At 67.8% G+C, this 13,951-nt stretch carries 11 protein-coding genes and 2 pseudogenes; 4 read left to right on the plus strand and 9 right to left on the minus strand.

Annotated features, from left to right (window positions below; translation table 11 throughout):
- From I3F54_RS29320 to I3F54_RS32640, 5 genes and pseudogenes are all read right to left on the minus strand, one after another.
- A partial coding sequence (locus I3F54_RS29320) for a condensation domain-containing protein (protein ID WP_240121954.1) occupies positions 1 to 2,419 on the minus strand: 2,419 nt, incomplete at its 3' end.
- The gene (locus tag I3F54_RS29325; RefSeq protein ID WP_240121955.1) at positions 2,416 to 5,634 is read right to left on the minus strand and encodes an amino acid adenylation domain-containing protein; all 3,219 of its coding nucleotides are present in this window, start codon (positions 5,632 to 5,634) and stop codon (positions 2,416 to 2,418) included. The genes I3F54_RS29325 and I3F54_RS29320, both read right to left, overlap by 4 nt.
- 167 nt (positions 5,635 to 5,801) lie before the next feature.
- Entirely contained in the window at positions 5,802 to 5,951 is a 150-nt protein-coding gene (locus tag I3F54_RS29330; protein ID WP_240121956.1) for a hypothetical protein, read from the minus strand.
- Positions 5,952 to 5,977: 26 nt separating this feature from the next.
- Positions 5,978 to 6,202: pseudogene (locus tag I3F54_RS32635) on the minus strand (thioesterase domain-containing protein); the annotation flags it as partial.
- Positions 6,195 to 6,371 carry a thioesterase domain-containing protein gene (locus tag I3F54_RS32640; protein WP_374205981.1) on the minus strand — a complete coding sequence of 59 codons (177 nt, stop codon included), beginning with the start codon at positions 6,369 to 6,371 and terminating at the stop codon, positions 6,195 to 6,197. The pseudogene I3F54_RS32635 and the gene I3F54_RS32640, both read right to left, overlap by 8 nt.
- 1,181 nt (positions 6,372 to 7,552) lie before the next feature.
- Between I3F54_RS32640 and I3F54_RS29335 the strand changes: the two genes are divergently transcribed.
- From I3F54_RS29335 to I3F54_RS29345, 3 genes are all read left to right on the plus strand, one after another.
- Complete coding sequence (locus I3F54_RS29335) at positions 7,553 to 7,765, plus strand: MbtH family protein (protein ID WP_240121957.1); 213 nt, start codon at positions 7,553 to 7,555, stop codon at positions 7,763 to 7,765.
- A 463-nt stretch (positions 7,766 to 8,228) separates the two neighbouring features.
- Entirely contained in the window at positions 8,229 to 9,485 is a 1,257-nt protein-coding gene (locus I3F54_RS29340; protein ID WP_240121958.1) for a DegT/DnrJ/EryC1/StrS aminotransferase family protein, read from the plus strand.
- Positions 9,482 to 10,255 carry an SDR family NAD(P)-dependent oxidoreductase gene (locus I3F54_RS29345; RefSeq protein WP_240121959.1) on the plus strand — a complete coding sequence of 258 codons (774 nt, stop codon included), beginning with the start codon at positions 9,482 to 9,484 and terminating at the stop codon, positions 10,253 to 10,255. The genes I3F54_RS29340 and I3F54_RS29345 overlap by 4 nt, the downstream gene beginning before the upstream one ends.
- Here the strand turns inward: I3F54_RS29345 and I3F54_RS32450 are convergent.
- The 3 genes and pseudogenes from I3F54_RS32450 to I3F54_RS29360 all read right to left on the minus strand — a co-directional run.
- Positions 10,233 to 10,439 (minus strand): annotated as a pseudogene (locus I3F54_RS32450) (hypothetical protein); the annotation flags it as partial. The gene I3F54_RS29345 and the pseudogene I3F54_RS32450 overlap by 23 nt on opposite strands.
- Positions 10,440 to 10,652: 213 nt before the next feature.
- On the minus strand, positions 10,653 to 11,111 hold the full coding sequence (locus I3F54_RS29355; RefSeq protein ID WP_240121960.1) for a hypothetical protein: 459 nt from the start codon (positions 11,109 to 11,111) through the stop codon (positions 10,653 to 10,655).
- Complete coding sequence (locus I3F54_RS29360) at positions 11,027 to 11,563, minus strand: alcohol dehydrogenase catalytic domain-containing protein (protein ID WP_240121961.1); 537 nt, start codon at positions 11,561 to 11,563, stop codon at positions 11,027 to 11,029. Before I3F54_RS29360 ends, I3F54_RS29355 begins: the two co-directional genes overlap by 85 nt.
- Positions 11,564 to 11,870: 307 nt before the next feature.
- Between I3F54_RS29360 and I3F54_RS29365 the strand changes: the two genes are divergently transcribed.
- Complete coding sequence (locus I3F54_RS29365; protein WP_240121962.1) at positions 11,871 to 12,908, plus strand: lytic polysaccharide monooxygenase; 1,038 nt, start codon at positions 11,871 to 11,873, stop codon at positions 12,906 to 12,908.
- A 49-nt stretch (positions 12,909 to 12,957) separates the two neighbouring features.
- Here I3F54_RS29365 and I3F54_RS29370 read toward each other — a convergent pair whose 3' ends face one another.
- Positions 12,958 to 13,818, minus strand: coding sequence for a triacylglycerol lipase (locus I3F54_RS29370; protein ID WP_240121963.1), 861 nt, complete (start codon positions 13,816 to 13,818; stop codon positions 12,958 to 12,960).
- Positions 13,819 to 13,951 lie beyond the last annotated feature (133 nt).

The following is a 13,951-nucleotide window of genomic DNA, read 5'->3' on the forward strand; positions in this document are numbered from 1 at the left end:
AGAGTTCGCCCGCCACTCCTGGAGGGCAGGGCTGCAGGGCGGCATCCAGCACATAGACGCGGGTGTTGGCGAAAGGACGGCCGATGACCGTGGGGTCCTCGGCGACCTCGGCGGAGGTGGCCCAGATGGTGGCCTCGGTAGGTCCGTACAGGTTGACGGCGGTCACATCCAGGGCGCGCAGCCGGGCGGCCAACTCCTCGGGCACTGCCTCGCCGCCGACCAAGGCGCGCACGCCCGCTGGCCAGTCGCCTGCTTCGAGTAGAGCGCGCCACAGGGAAGGCACGGCCTGCAGGACGGTGGCGCCGCTGGTGCGGACCAAGTCGCGCAGGGCGACCGGGTCGCGAACGGTATCGCGGTGGGCGAGGACGACGGCGGCGCCGGAGACGAGGGGCAGAAATAGCTCAAGGGCGGCGATGTCGAAAGAGACCGTCGTCACGGCGACGAGGCGATCGCCTGCGCGGAGTGGGACGCGTTCGGCGACGGCGGCGAGGTGGTTGACGAGTGCGCCGTGGCCGACGACGACGCCCTTGGGCCGCCCAGTGGAACCCGATGTGTAGATCACATATGCCAGCATGTGCGCATCCAGGGGAGCAACCCGCTCGGCATCGGTGAGGTCCTCCGTCGCCTGCGCATCGAGAGCGTGCTGCGTGGCCGGGTCGTCGAGGGCGATCCGGGTGGTACCGGCCGGCAGCTCGACCCCGCTGTTGTCCTGCAGCGTGACCACACACATCGGGTCGGCGTCGTCGAGGATGCAGGCGATGCGGTCGACGGGGTAGTCCGGGTCGACGGGCACATAGGCGGCACCGGTCTTCAGCACGGCCAGCAGCGCGGTCACCAGGTCGATGGAACGGGGCAGGGCGATGGCGACGAACCGCTCCGGACCCGCACCCTGCCCGGCCAGCAGCCGCGCCAGCCGGTTCGCCCGCTTATTCACCTCGCGATACGACACCTCCACGCCGTCGAACACCACCGCGACGGAATCCGGTGTCCGCGCGACCTGCTCTTCGAACAACACAGGCAGTGTGTCGTCCGCCACCGCAACAGCGGTGTCGTTCCACTCTTCCAGTACCAGGTACCGCTCGGCGTCGTCGGCAACGCGTGCCCGGCTGACCGGCCGCTCCGGATCGGCCAGAACCTCCTCCAGCAGACGGGCCAGCCAGCCGGCCATCCTCTCGATCGTGGAGCGGTCGAACAAATCTGTGGCGAACTCGATCCCACCCGTGATCCCGGCCGGCTCACCCCGCCCGGTGAAGGACTCCGCCAGATGGAACGACAGATCGAACTTCGCCGTCTGCGTCCCCCCCAACTCGACCACCACCTCCAGACCCGGCATCACCAGCTCCGACGCCGGCGCGGTCTGGAACGCCAACGCCACCTGGAACAACGGATGCCGCGCCATTGACCGGACAGGGTTCAGCACCTCCACCAAACGCTCGAACGGCACATCCTGCGCCCCGAACGCCCGCAGATCCGTCTCCCGAGCCCGTTCCACCAGTTCCGCGAACGACGGATCCCCCGACACATCCGTCCGCAGCACCAGCGTGTTCACAAAGAACCCGACCAGATCATCCAGTGCCTCATCCGACCGCCCCGCCACCGGCGAACCAATCGGAATATCAGTGCCCGCACCCAACCGGGACAGCAAAGCCGCCACCGCGGCCTGCAGCACCATGAACACGCTCGCTCCACGCTCACGCGCAAGGCTCACCACAGCACGGTGCACCCGCGCATCGAGCGCCAGCTCCACCACATCACCCAGATACGACGCCGCCACCGGACGCGGCCGGTCGAGCGGCAGAGCCAACTCCTGCGGAATCCCGGCAAGCTCACCCCGCCAGAACTCCATCTGCCCCGCAACCGTACTGTCAGGATCACCCTCGTCTCCCAGCAGCTCACGCTGCCACAACGTGTAATCCGTGTACTGCACCGGCAACGGCTCCCACCGAGGAGCTGCACCCTCACACCGGCTCGCATACGCCACTCCCAGATCCCGCGCAAAGGGACCTAACGACCAGCCGTCACCCGCAATGTGATGCACCACCGCGACCAGAACCCACTCACCCGGTGCGACGTCGAACAGCCACGTCCTCACTGGAATCTCAGACTCCAGATCAAACGCGTAAGCCGACACTTCCGCGACATCAGCCGAGATACGCTCGCCGTCGCTCTCCCGCACCACGAGCGTCGGAGCAGCCTCCTCCACCGACAAAATCCGCTGGTACGGCTGGCCGTCCACCTCCACGAACACCGTCCGCAGGCTCTCATGCCGACCCACCACATCCACCAGCGCCAAATCCAGCGCCTTCAGATCAAGCTCACCACGCAGCCGCACCACCAACGGAACGTTGTACGTCGCGCTCGGCCCCTCCAGCCGACCCAGGAACCACAAAGACCGCTGAGCAAACGACACCGGAATCATGAGTGCTCCTTGTAGTTCGACTTGTCCATGCGGCGCAATACCGGACGCGCCTTCTTCATGTCGCCGAGTCGATTGACGACTCCGGCGACTGTGGGGTTTTCGAACAGTGGCTTCATGTCAAGCTCCAGACCCATAGCCGTTCGAATGCGGCCGATGAGGCGTGTTGCCAGCAGGGAGTCTCCGCCGAGTTCGAAGAAGCTGTCGTCCATCCCGACCCGCGGGACGCCGAGGACCTCCGCGAACAGGGCGCACAGGATCTCCTCGCGTTCGGTGGCAGGCGCACGGTAGGAGCCGGCTGTGTTCCACTCGGGTGCGGGCAGGGCCCCACGGTCCACCTTGCCGTTGATTGTCAACGGAAGCGCCTCGAGCACCACGAATGCCGACGGCACCATGTACTGCGGCAGCATCGCCGCCGCACGGGTGCGAATTTGCGTGGTCAGACGGGCGGTGTCGTCCGGGCCATCACCCGCGGCCGGTACGACGTAGGCGACCAGACGCCTGTCTCCCGGACGTTCCTCGCGCACCACCACCACGGCCTGCGCCACTCCCGCACAGCCGGCCACGGCGGCCTCGACCTCGCCCAGCTCGATCCGGAACCCCCGCAGCTTCACCTGACCGTCCGTACGTCCCAGGAACTCCAGCACACCATCGGCGTTCCAGCGGGCCAGGTCACCGGTGCGGTACATCCGCCCGCCCGGCGTGATGCCGTACGGATCGGCCACGAACCGCTCCGCCGTCAGACCCGGACGGTTCAGATATCCACGCGCCAGACCCGCACCGGCCAGGTACAACTCACCGGCCACCCCCGGCGGGCACGGCTGCAGGGCAGCGTCCAGCACGTAGACACGGGTGTCGGGGATGGGAGCGCCGACAGGCACACCCGTACTGTCGCCGGGGAAACCGGCGGGGACCGGGTAGGTGGTGGTCCAGGTGGTGTTCTCTGTGGGACCGTATCCGTTGACCAGCCGCAGTGCGGGCAGGTGGTGGAGCAGGGCACGGCAGTGCCGGGGGGAGAGCGCCTCACCACCGACGAGAAGCCAGCGCAGGCCAGCCAGTGAGTCCGGATCGATGTCCACCACCTCGTGGAACAACCCCGTGGGCAGCGTCGCGGCGGTCACTGCACAGCGGGTGAGGAACGCGCGCAGCTCGGCGACGGACAGGATCTGCGCCGGGGCGACGGCCAGGGTCGCACCGTTCAGCAGCGCCCCCCAGATCTCTGGGATGGCGCCGTCGAAGGAAGGCGACACCGTATGAGCGAGAACATCGTCCGGGGTGATCGGGAAACGTTCCGTCTTGTGGACCAGCCGGTCGATGCCTCGGTGCGGTAGGACGACGCCCTTGGGCCGGCCGGTGGAGCCCGATGTGTAGATCACGTACGCCGGATGCGACGGCAGCAGAGGACTCCTCCGGTCGCTGTCACGGAGGTCGCCGGCGGGTAGTTCGGCCAGGCGGGTGGCGGTCTGGGGGATATCGAGAGCGATGGTGTGCAGCGACACATCATGCCGGGGCACCGGCAACCCGTCACTCGTGAGCAGGACTGCGGGCCGGGTGTCACCGAGCATGTAGGCGATCCGTTCGCCGGGGTAGGCCGGGTCCAGCGGTACGTACGCCGCGCCGCTCTTCAGGACCGCCAACAGCGCGGTCACCATCTGTGGTGAGCGTTCCATCAGCACCGCGACCCGGGCCTCCGGGCCCGCACCGTGTTCCACCAGCAACCGGGCCAGGCGGTTGGCCCGTGCGTTCAGCTCCGCATAGGTCAGCCGGGTGCCGTCGTCGCCGACCACCGCCACCGCCTCCGGGGCCCGCGCGGCACGGGCCTCGAACAACTCCACCACCGTGGCATCCGGCACCGACCGCGCCGTGTCATTGAACTCCACCAGCAGTTGTTCACGCTCCGCCGCATCCAAGACCTCCCATTGGCCGACCCGGTCCTGAGGAGCGGCCTTGGCCACCCAGACCAGCGCGTTACGGTAGAGTTCGGCCGTGAGCTTGTTCGATTCCGGGTCATGGAGTGCGGAGTTCGCGTCGAAGGCGATATCGAGGGCGTCGCCGACCGACCTTTCGTAGACGGATATGCAGAGTTCATGGGTATTGCCAACCGAGAGGTTGTGTGCGGTGACGGAAAGATCGTCAAAGGTCATGTCGTAGGGGAACGACATGACGTTCACGACCGTGGAAAAGAGACTTCCGCGGCCGACAAGCTGCACGTCGCGCAGCATGTCCTCGTAGCGGTACTGCTGATGCCGGATAGCTTCCCGAAGACTCCGTGAGGTGTCACGGATGAACGCTTCCAGCGTGCTCTCCTGACGTACCCGGAAACGGACTGGCAGGACATTCGCCATCATGCCGGGAATCTTGCGCTCAGTGCTCCCCTTGCGCCCGAGGGTTGGGATACCGAGGATGATCTCGTCCGACCCGGCACTCCGGCTGAGGCATACCGCGGCAGCCGCAATGAGGAGCACGGGGAAGCCCGTCTTCAGACGCCGAGCCGCTGCCCTAAGTTCCACAGCGTCCGCCGACGGGATCTCCATCGAGGCCCGGATTGATGATCCCAGCGAGCCCGTCGCGGACGGACCGCTGGGGCGCAGCGTTTCGGGTAGGTCTGCGAGGACACCCACCCAGAAATCGCGATCGCACTCGAACTCCGCAGAGGTCCGATATGCGGCGTCCGCGTCCATCAGTACTGTAACCGACTGGAGGGTCCCATCCGCGGTGGACGTCCCGTGGGCGAGAGCGGTGTATATCTCTGCACAACGGGCCGCCACCAGCGAGGCGCTGTATGCGTCAACGATCAGGTGGTGGGTCCGCTGGTACCAGAAGTAGAGGTCCTCCGCGACCTTGAAGAGCGCGATATTGAACAGTGGCCCCTTCAGAACGTCGAACGGACGGCGCATGTCGGCCCGCATCCATTCCTCTGCAGCCGCGCGCGGATCGGTCGCGGAGCTCAGGTCGATCCGGTTCAAGAACCAGTCGACATCCCGTCCTAAGCACTGTGAGACGTCGCCGTCGTTCACCGAGAAGCGCAAACGAGCGGCGTCGACTTCTTCGATCGTCTGCCCGAGTGCCGACTCGAACAGGACCGTGTCCAGCCTTCCGTGAATTTCCAGGTACTCACCGATATTGTAGGCAGGGCTGTCCGGCTCGAGCCGCTGGGCGTTCCAGATTCCCAGCTGTCCTGCCGTGAGGCTCCGGCGGCCGTCTACGTACTCGGACATGTTCTGCACCTCAGCGTTTTGTTCGACCGACTCTATGAAGCGAGCACCGCATCCGGGGGCCCGAATCCTCTTGCATGGTCCGGTCCTCCAGCCGACCGGATTGAACTGGACGTGCTCATGTGTTTCTACGGAACAACGGGTTGTGCAGCCTCCTGGTCCTGGTCGCCCTAGTAGGCGAAGACGGGGATGTCCAGAATGCTCTCCGGAGCAGGCGCTGCATCGTGCCCTTCGACGAGCACGTAGTCCGCGCGGATCGCCGGAAGCAACAGCGCACGCAGTTCAGGGTGGGCAAACGCAGCCGTGTCCGTTCCCCCCATGTCGATAAGGTCCTCTTCAGTTCTTCGTCGCTTGCGTCCGCGAGGCCCCGACCATCGGCCCTTCCGGGTCCGGGCCGACCGGAGGCGAAGAGTTGCGCAGGGCCGCCGCCGTGGGTCTGTGACGTCAGGCGCAGAGCGACTTCGTGGGCGACGGAAGCGCCCATGCTGTGGCCGAAGAACGCCAGAGGCACTTGATGTGCGCCGGAGAGGTGCGCACAAGCGGCCGCAAGCGGTACCGACAGTTCAGCCATGGTCGTGACCGGCGCGTCGCAGATCCGGGTCCGCCCGGCCCGGGTAGCGGACGGCGATGAGCTCGACGCCCTCCGGAATAAGATCTACCCAGGAGCGAAAGAAGCCGGCTGCGCCTCCCGCGCGCGGAAAGCAGACGAGGCGCAGAAGCGGGTTCAGGCAACTCCTCACTACCCGACACCAGACGGAAGACTATCCTCTGATTTCGTCTTACATACAGCCCTCTCCGCTCAATCCGGTTGAGATTGCGCGAGCCCCAAGGAGTGCAGCCGCATTTCGCCGAATTGAGACGTCGCGGCTTGGCGCAGTGAAGGTGCGGGTAGGGCGCCCGAGATGCCCCCCGCCCTGGGGATCCTTGATCTCACCGCAGCGTTGTGTGGAAATCCGCGAGCTGGGCTCGCCTTAAAGTACGCACGGTTCCGCCTGCAGATCCCTCCGATACGGTAGCGGGCCGACGGTCTAAAGAATTCGGTCCCGTGGACACCGGAACGCGGCCCTGCGAAGCATGGGCAGAAGTCGCCGTGTTGGCGATCTTGAAACCCATTTGACGCGGCAACGCTGCCACACGGTCAACTGTCAGTCAAGCGATTCGGCGGTGCGCCTGCAACCTGTGCAACTCGTGTGAATCTACTGCGATTTCGCGGAGTCCTGTACCTGATGAAGGACGGACGGCTACGTTGTTCCGTCAGGGCGGCCGGCACCGTACTGCCTGTTCGCCCATATCCATCATTTCGAAGGGAGCTGAACCGGGACATCCCAGGGCGATCATCTGCTGACTTCGGCGGTCTCGGTGCAGGGGAACCGACTGGAGGACTGTGTGGCGGTGAAAGACGACGCGGGGCAGAGCGCGGCCGGACTGGCCGGCTGGCTGTGCCACCCGGTCTGCTACGCAAGACGACGGCACCGACGGAACATGCTGTTCGCTCTCGGGCACTCGCTTTACGGTCCGGCTGGGACGGCCTCGGTTCCTCTCGCAGCACCCCCGTGTACGCTGCGACGGCAGCACGACGAGATGGATCCTCGCCAGCGGCGAACACGGGCTGCATACCCGAACTCGACCGCCCGTCGCAGCCTTGGATGGGTGACGCGGCTAGGGTCTACCGCCTCACCGGAACCGTACGCATGACGACGGCGCATACCAGCCGGTGAGCAATCGGAGAAGGGTGCAGATCCTTTGAGGGGCCACCCCACGTCGCAGGCCTGCTGCCCTGAAGAACCGGTCTGCTCGGGGAGCTTGGAACCCTGATTGGATCTACACCCATCGGAGAACCGCATGCTCGGTTTGAAGCTGCGGGTCGGGAAACCGGGTGACAGGCACCGGGCCAGTCCCCAACTCTGCTAAGGAGATACTCATGGCGAATCCGTTCGAGGACCAGGAAGCTCCCTATCTCGTCCTGGTCAATTCGGAGAACCAGTTCTCACTCTGGCCGACCTTCGCCGAGGTCCCCGCCGGCTGGGAGCTGGCCTTCGGTGAGGCTTCCCGCCAGGACTGCGTCGACTTCATCGAGAAGACCTGGACCGACATGCGCCCGAAGTCCCTGGTCGGCGTGATGGCAGGCGACTGACCGTACCGCTTGCGAGCCGGTTCGCTGACGAGCAGGGCCCGGAACCAGCCGGAGGGCCGGCCCTCCGGCAGCGCCTCTTGAAGCGATCCGCATCGAAAGCATCTGTCGGCAGTTGAGATCCTGGCGGGCCTTCGACACGACACAGGGCGGGGCGATGGAGCGTCACCCACGGTCGTCGGATATCTCAACGGCTGTCGCATGGCCCGGTTCCGGAGATCCGGGGCCGAGCTGAGCCGCGGTCCGCGGGCCCCGCGCCGCGGTCCCGGTAGGCCTCCCGTACACGCACCTATCGGCAAACCCCGTCTACGCAGGGGAACGCCCGCCGCCGCGCGCTGAAAGCGCCTCTGGAGGCCGCGGCACAAGCGGGCCCAGGACTCCACCGCCTGCGTCTCACCGGGGAGGCGCGAGAAGCTCGGTGACGCCCGACGACTGACCGGAAGTAGATGAGAGATGGGAGTACACGATGACGACTAGGACAGTCCCTCCCCGGGCGCTGGCCATCGAAGGCGGCACGCCGATCCGCACGGCCCCGTGGCCCACGTACGACAAGGGTGACTGGTTCCTCGGGGAGGCCGAGGAGGAGGCCGCGGTCCGCGTGATCCGCAGCCGACGCCTGTTCCGGTACGACACCAGGCCGCACGCGGAGACCGAGGTCGGCAGATTCGAGGAGCTCTTCCGCCGCCTTTGCGGCAGTGCCGGCACGCTGGCTGTCTCCAGCGGCACCGCCGCCTTAGCCCTGAGCCTGATGGCAGCCGGTATCGGGGCGGGAAGCCGGGTGGCCTGCCCGGTATTCACCTTCGCGGCGACCCCGAGCGCGATCCTCCTGGCGGGCGCAGAACCGGTACTGGTTCCCGTCGACGAGGACCTGCACATCGACCTGGACGCACTCAGCCGGACCATGCGGCACGTCGATGCGGTGATGGCGGTGCACATGCGCGGCGCGGCCGAGGACATGGACGCGATCGTGGCGCTGGCGGACCAGGCGGGTGTGCCCGTCTTCGAGGACGCAGTGCCGGCCATGGGTGTGCAGCTGCGCGGTCGGCACCTCGGTACGTTCGGCCTGGCCGGCGCCTTCAGCACCCAGTCCGACAAGAGTATCAACACCGGCGAGGGCGGAATCCTCGTCAGTGACGACCTCGACCTCCTGGCCCGTGCCACGGTCCTGTCCGGGGCGTACGAAGGACGGGTGCGTCGGCACTTCGCGACGGCCGAACTGGACGACCTCGCTCTGCCCCTGTACAGCCTCCGGATGGACGAGCTGCGCGGTGCACTGGCCACCACCCAGCTCGGCTCCCTGCCGCTGCGGCTGGAGAACCTCGCCGCAAACTATGCAAAGGTCAGCGCCGAGTTGGAAGGCATCAAGGGCATCCGCGTCCGCAGACCGATCGAAGGGGCGATACTGGGCGACGCCTTGCTCTTGGTGATCGAATCCGGTGCGGCGGCCGCAGAGTGGTTCGCCCGGGCCTTGCGCGGCGAGGGCATCGACGCCCGCGCGTTCGGCGATCCGACAGACCGCAACGTCCGCGCCTTCTGGAACTGGCGCTTCCTGGCGGAGGCCGCAGACGACCCTGACGACCCCCTGGTCTCCTCCGTTCACCACGTCGCCAGGACAGTCGACATCCCCCTGTCGGCTTCAATGGGCGATCAGGACCGCGCGGACCTGGTGTCCGCAGTGAACCTGGTCGCGCACCACCTACGGTCCACCCGGAGTCCTTCGTGACGCCGCGTCTCGCCGACCTGTTCTCACTGCACGGCCGGCTCGCCGTGGTGACCGGCGGCAATGGCGGCTTGGGCCTGGCGATGGCCCGCGCCCTGCGGGACGCCGGTGCCACACTCCTCGTCACCGGACAGGACGCGGACAAGAACGCCGCCGTCTCCGGCGAGTTCGACGTCCGGCCTCTCGATGTCACGGACGCCGCAGCGGTCGCCCGATTGTTCGATGACATCGGACGCGATCACGGTGTGGGAATTCTCGTCAACAACGCCGGCATCTACCTGGACGACCCGGTCAGCGAGGGCGATCTGTCCGCCTGGGAGCGGATGATCGACGTCAACCTCACCGGATCTCTGCGCTGCGCTCGTGCAGCCGCACGCCACATGCGTGCGGCCGGCTCGGGAAAGATCATCAACGTCGGATCGGTGTACTCGGCCTTCGGACATCCCCGCTCCGCCGGGTACGCGGCGACCAAGGCGGGCGTGGTCGGAATGACCCGTTCCCTGGCCGCGGAGCTGGGCCCGTACGGCATCCAGGCAAACGCCGTCCTGCCGGGATGGTTCCCCACCGCCATCAACGGTGCCTTGCCCCAGCTGCCCCGGGGCGAAGAGATCCGGCGCCGCACCCCGGTCGGCCGCTGGGGTCAGGACGCCGACCTCGCAGGGATCACCGTCTTCCTCGCCTCCCGGGCATCGGACTTCGTCACGGGGGCGGCCATCCCCCTGGACGGCGGTTACATGATCAGCGATCGTTTCATCGACGAAGGCCCTCAGTGACTGATTTGGTGGCCTTCGTAGACTGAGCTTGGCGTTTATCCTCGGCGGGCTTGATCGACTCGGCGCGTTTGACCGTCTTGCCGACGTCGTGGCGCTTGGCCCGGTGCTTGTTCTTCGAGCCGGGAGGCCGTCCCGGGCCCGGCTTGGACGGTTTCGGTGCGGCCGCTGGACGGGCCGGAGGGTGTCGCGCGACTTCTCCCGTCCGGTAGTCAGGAGCGCGATTTTGCGGTGCCACCAAGGAGTTTGCCGAGGTTGTGGGCGGTGCCGAGGAGCCTGATCCTGGCTTCCGCAGTTGGCAGGCACGTGGGAGCGGCAGAAACCTGCGCTGATCTGCGGAAATGCTTGATTCCCGGCCGGGTGGGCGTGTGCCCACGGGATCGGGTGGCGGCGGCTGGGGTCAGGCCGGGGCGGCGGTGGTGATCCGCGGTGGGGGCTTGATACCGCTGTCCCGGAACACGGAGGCCTGCTCGGGGCTGAGCGGGGTGGTCTGGATGACCTGCCCGGCGTCGCCGGTGAGGGTGACCTCGTGGATGCGGCCGAGTTCGGCGCTGATCCGGTTCCAGGTGCGGCCGGTCGAGCGTTCGGCGACGCGAATCAGCAGCAGCACGAGCCAGCACAGCAGCACGTGGGCCCGGATGCGGTGTTCCAGGCGGTGGAAGACCGGCCGCAACTCCAGCACCGTCTTCAGATCACGAAATCCGCGCTCGGCTTCCAGGAGCGCCTTGTAGCCGGTGGCGACCTCTTCGGCGGACAGGTGCGGGTCGGAGGTGGTCAGCAGGTACTTGCCGTCCAGCCGTTCCTCGGTCTTGACCTTGGCCCGGTCGATCGCCAGGCGCCCGGTCTTCGTGGTGCGCAACCACCGGCCGCACCGTGCACGAGCACCGTCTCACCGCTCTTCACCCTCGCCACGCGATGCAGTAGCTGGTAGGCGGTCATGTAGGTGAAGACGAGGTTCAGAAGCTCCGCCGGGTCGAGGTCCTCGGGCACCTCGACCGCCTCCACCTCCGGCACGCAGACGCGCTCCGCGTCCGCGCCCCACACCGTCAGCGCACCGACGCGGTCTCCCTCCCGCAGTCTCCTGCAGCCGGGGCCGACCTCGTCGACGACGCCGACGAGTTCGTAGCCGGGCGTGAACGGCGTCTGCGGTACGCCGAGGTACGTCCCGGCGCGCAGTTGGGCATCGGTGAACGAGACGCCTGCGGCCAGCACCCTGACGCGCACCTCACCGGGTCCCGGTCGGGGATCGTCGTCCTCCACGACCCGCAAGACCTCGGGACCGCCGAAACGATCGACGACGACACGTTTCATCCCTTCAGCGTAGACAGGCCGCACTGTCCGCGCATCTGGTCGATCTCGCGGCTCGATCAGCGCGGACCCGCACCGGGCGGGGTCCCGGACAGGGCGGCCGTCCCGCCGACGGCACGCGCGCGACACGCCCTGTACCGGGGGGGGTGGGCGACCGCGTACCCCGGATGGCCGTCCCCTCCTCCTCAACCATCGGTTAGCCCTGCCTTAAGGCGACCCTAAAGATCGCCGCGAACCCCCTGCGGCGCGGGATTTCACGGTTTCTTGGGTCCCGGCACCCATCCGGCACCGGTTCCCCAGGAGATCCCCCATGCCAGCACGCCGTACGGCCGCCGCCGTCGCAGCCCTCGGCCTGACCCCGCTCGCGCTCACCGCGCTGTCCGCGGCGCCGGCCGCCGCGCACGGATCGATGGGCGGCCCGGTCAGCCGGGTCGCGCAGTGCTACGCGGAGGGCCCCGAGCACCCGCAGTCCGCCGCGTGCAGGGCGGCCGTCTCGGAGGGTGGCACGCAGGCCCTGTACGACTGGAACGGCATCCGCATCGGTGACGCCGCCGGCCGCCATCAGGAGCTGATCGCGGACGGCAGGCTGTGCAGCGCGGGCAACGACGAGTTCAAGGGCCTCGACCTGGCCCGGACGGACTGGCCGGCCACGGACGTGAGCAGCGGGTCCCACACCTTCAAGTACCGCGTGACCGCGCCGCACAAGGGCACCTTCAGGGTCTACATCACCAAGTCCGGTTACGACCCGGCGAAACCGCTCGCCTGGTCCGACCTGGATCTGGATCATCCGGTCGCGACCGTCACCGACCCGGTGGCGTCGGGCGGTTTCTACACGTTCGCCGGCACCCTGCCGCAGCGTTCCGGCCCGCACCTGCTGTATGCGATCTGGCAGCGCTCGGACAGTCCGGAGGCGTTCTACTCCTGCTCCGACGTCACCTACGGCGGGGGTGCCGTCACGGGGGGCGGCGCCCCCGCAACGGCCCCGGCCGCCACCGCGCCCTCCGAGCAGCAGATCGAGGACGGGGCCGGCAAGTCGACGATCGAGCACCACGGGCACGGCGACCAGGACGCCGCTACGACCACGGACCCGGCGCCCGCGCACCCGGCGGCCACGGCCGAGCCGGCCGTTCAGCCGGGTCCGGGGACCGGCTCGGGCTCCGACGGGGAGAACAGCACGGAGTCCGGCGCCAACCGGCCGAGGGCCGCCGGTGCCGGCCGGGGCCTCGCCGAGACCGGCGGTGGCCGCGGCACGGCGTTCCTCGCCCTGGGCGGGGCGGGCGTCCTGGCCGTCGGTGCGGCAGTGCTGTTCGCCTCCGCACGCCGGAAGGCGGCCGCGGGCCGCCGCTGAGGCGTCCGGGGTCCGGCCGGCGGCTCAGGCCGGCCGGACCCCGGCGGTGTCAGCCGATCGCCGACAGGCAGGTGGTGCGGCTGGCGTGCGCGGGGTCGAGTGCGTTGGCCACCTCGTGGAACGCGATCCGGTCCGTCAGTCCGATGAACACGTGCTCGGACAGGTCGATCGCGCACAGGTCCTGGAGCAGGACGTTCCTGACGTCCGGTCCGCTGAGGAACTGGGTGCGGTACGGCGTGACCACCTCGTCGTACCGGGTGGCGATGACCGTGTAGTGGACGCCGGGGACGGTGTCGCCGCCCGCGTTGAGCCGGTTCATGAAGTCGGATCCGGCGATCTGCTGGGCGAGGCCCGGGGTGGCCGCGTTGAGCAGGTCCTCGGCACCGGGGAAGTACGGCAGCAGGTGGGTCAGCCCGCTGAGGGTGGTGCCGTGGTTGTTGGGTGCGATGCCGACGAGGGCGTTCACCTTCCCGGCGCCGCCGAGGAACTTGAGGTAGTAGCGGGGCATCACGCCGCCCTGCGAGTGTCCGACGAGGTCGGCCTTGGCGGTGCCGGTCGCGGCGAGCACCCGGTCGACGAACGCGGACAACTGCTCGGCGGACTTGTCGATGGGGCCGAGGCCGTAGAAGACGGGGACGCCGGGCAACTGGCCGTAGTCGAGGGAGAAGACGCAGTAGCCACGGTGCTTCAGGTACGGCGCGAGGCCGAGCCAGTTGTCGATCGAGTTGCCCAGGGTTCCGTGGACCAGGACGACGGGGCGGGGGTGGGTGGCGGACGGCTTGCAGGAGTAGTCGTTCCAGCCACTGTGGGGTGCGTCGGAGGCGTGGGCCGCGGTGGCGGGGGCGAGGAACGCGGCGGCGGTCAGCAGCAGCGCGGCCAGCGATCTGAGCACGCTTTTCCAGGGCAGCATCGAGTGATCTCCTTGCGGCTCAAGGGAGTACGACGGTGGGGCGCCCTGTGATCCGGATCACGAGGATGCTGTTCACCCGTCAAGTTACGGGCGAGTAGTCGAAGAGTGAAGTTACGCGTCAGTAAAAACTTCC

The organism is Streptomyces sp. MUM 2J (genome assembly GCF_022414535.1).
In the GTDB taxonomy this organism is placed as follows: Bacteria; Actinomycetota; Actinomycetes; order Streptomycetales; family Streptomycetaceae; genus Streptomyces.

Coding starts and splice junctions, on each gene's coding strand:
- I3F54_RS29325 (WP_240121955.1), bottom strand. CDS start 5,634: ATGTCCGAGTACGTAGACGGCCGCCGGAGCCTCACGGCAGGACAGCTG.
- I3F54_RS29330 (WP_240121956.1), bottom strand. CDS start 5,951: ATGGGGGGAACGGACACGGCTGCGTTTGCCCACCCTGAACTGCGTGCG.
- I3F54_RS29335 (WP_240121957.1), top strand. CDS start 7,553: ATGGCGAATCCGTTCGAGGACCAGGAAGCTCCCTATCTCGTCCTGGTC.
- I3F54_RS29340 (WP_240121958.1), top strand. CDS start 8,229: ATGACGACTAGGACAGTCCCTCCCCGGGCGCTGGCCATCGAAGGCGGC.
- I3F54_RS29360 (WP_240121961.1), bottom strand. CDS start 11,563: ATGAAACGTGTCGTCGTCGATCGTTTCGGCGGTCCCGAGGTCTTGCGG.
- I3F54_RS29365 (WP_240121962.1), top strand. CDS start 11,871: ATGCCAGCACGCCGTACGGCCGCCGCCGTCGCAGCCCTCGGCCTGACC.
- I3F54_RS29370 (WP_240121963.1), bottom strand. CDS start 13,818: ATGCTGCCCTGGAAAAGCGTGCTCAGATCGCTGGCCGCGCTGCTGCTG.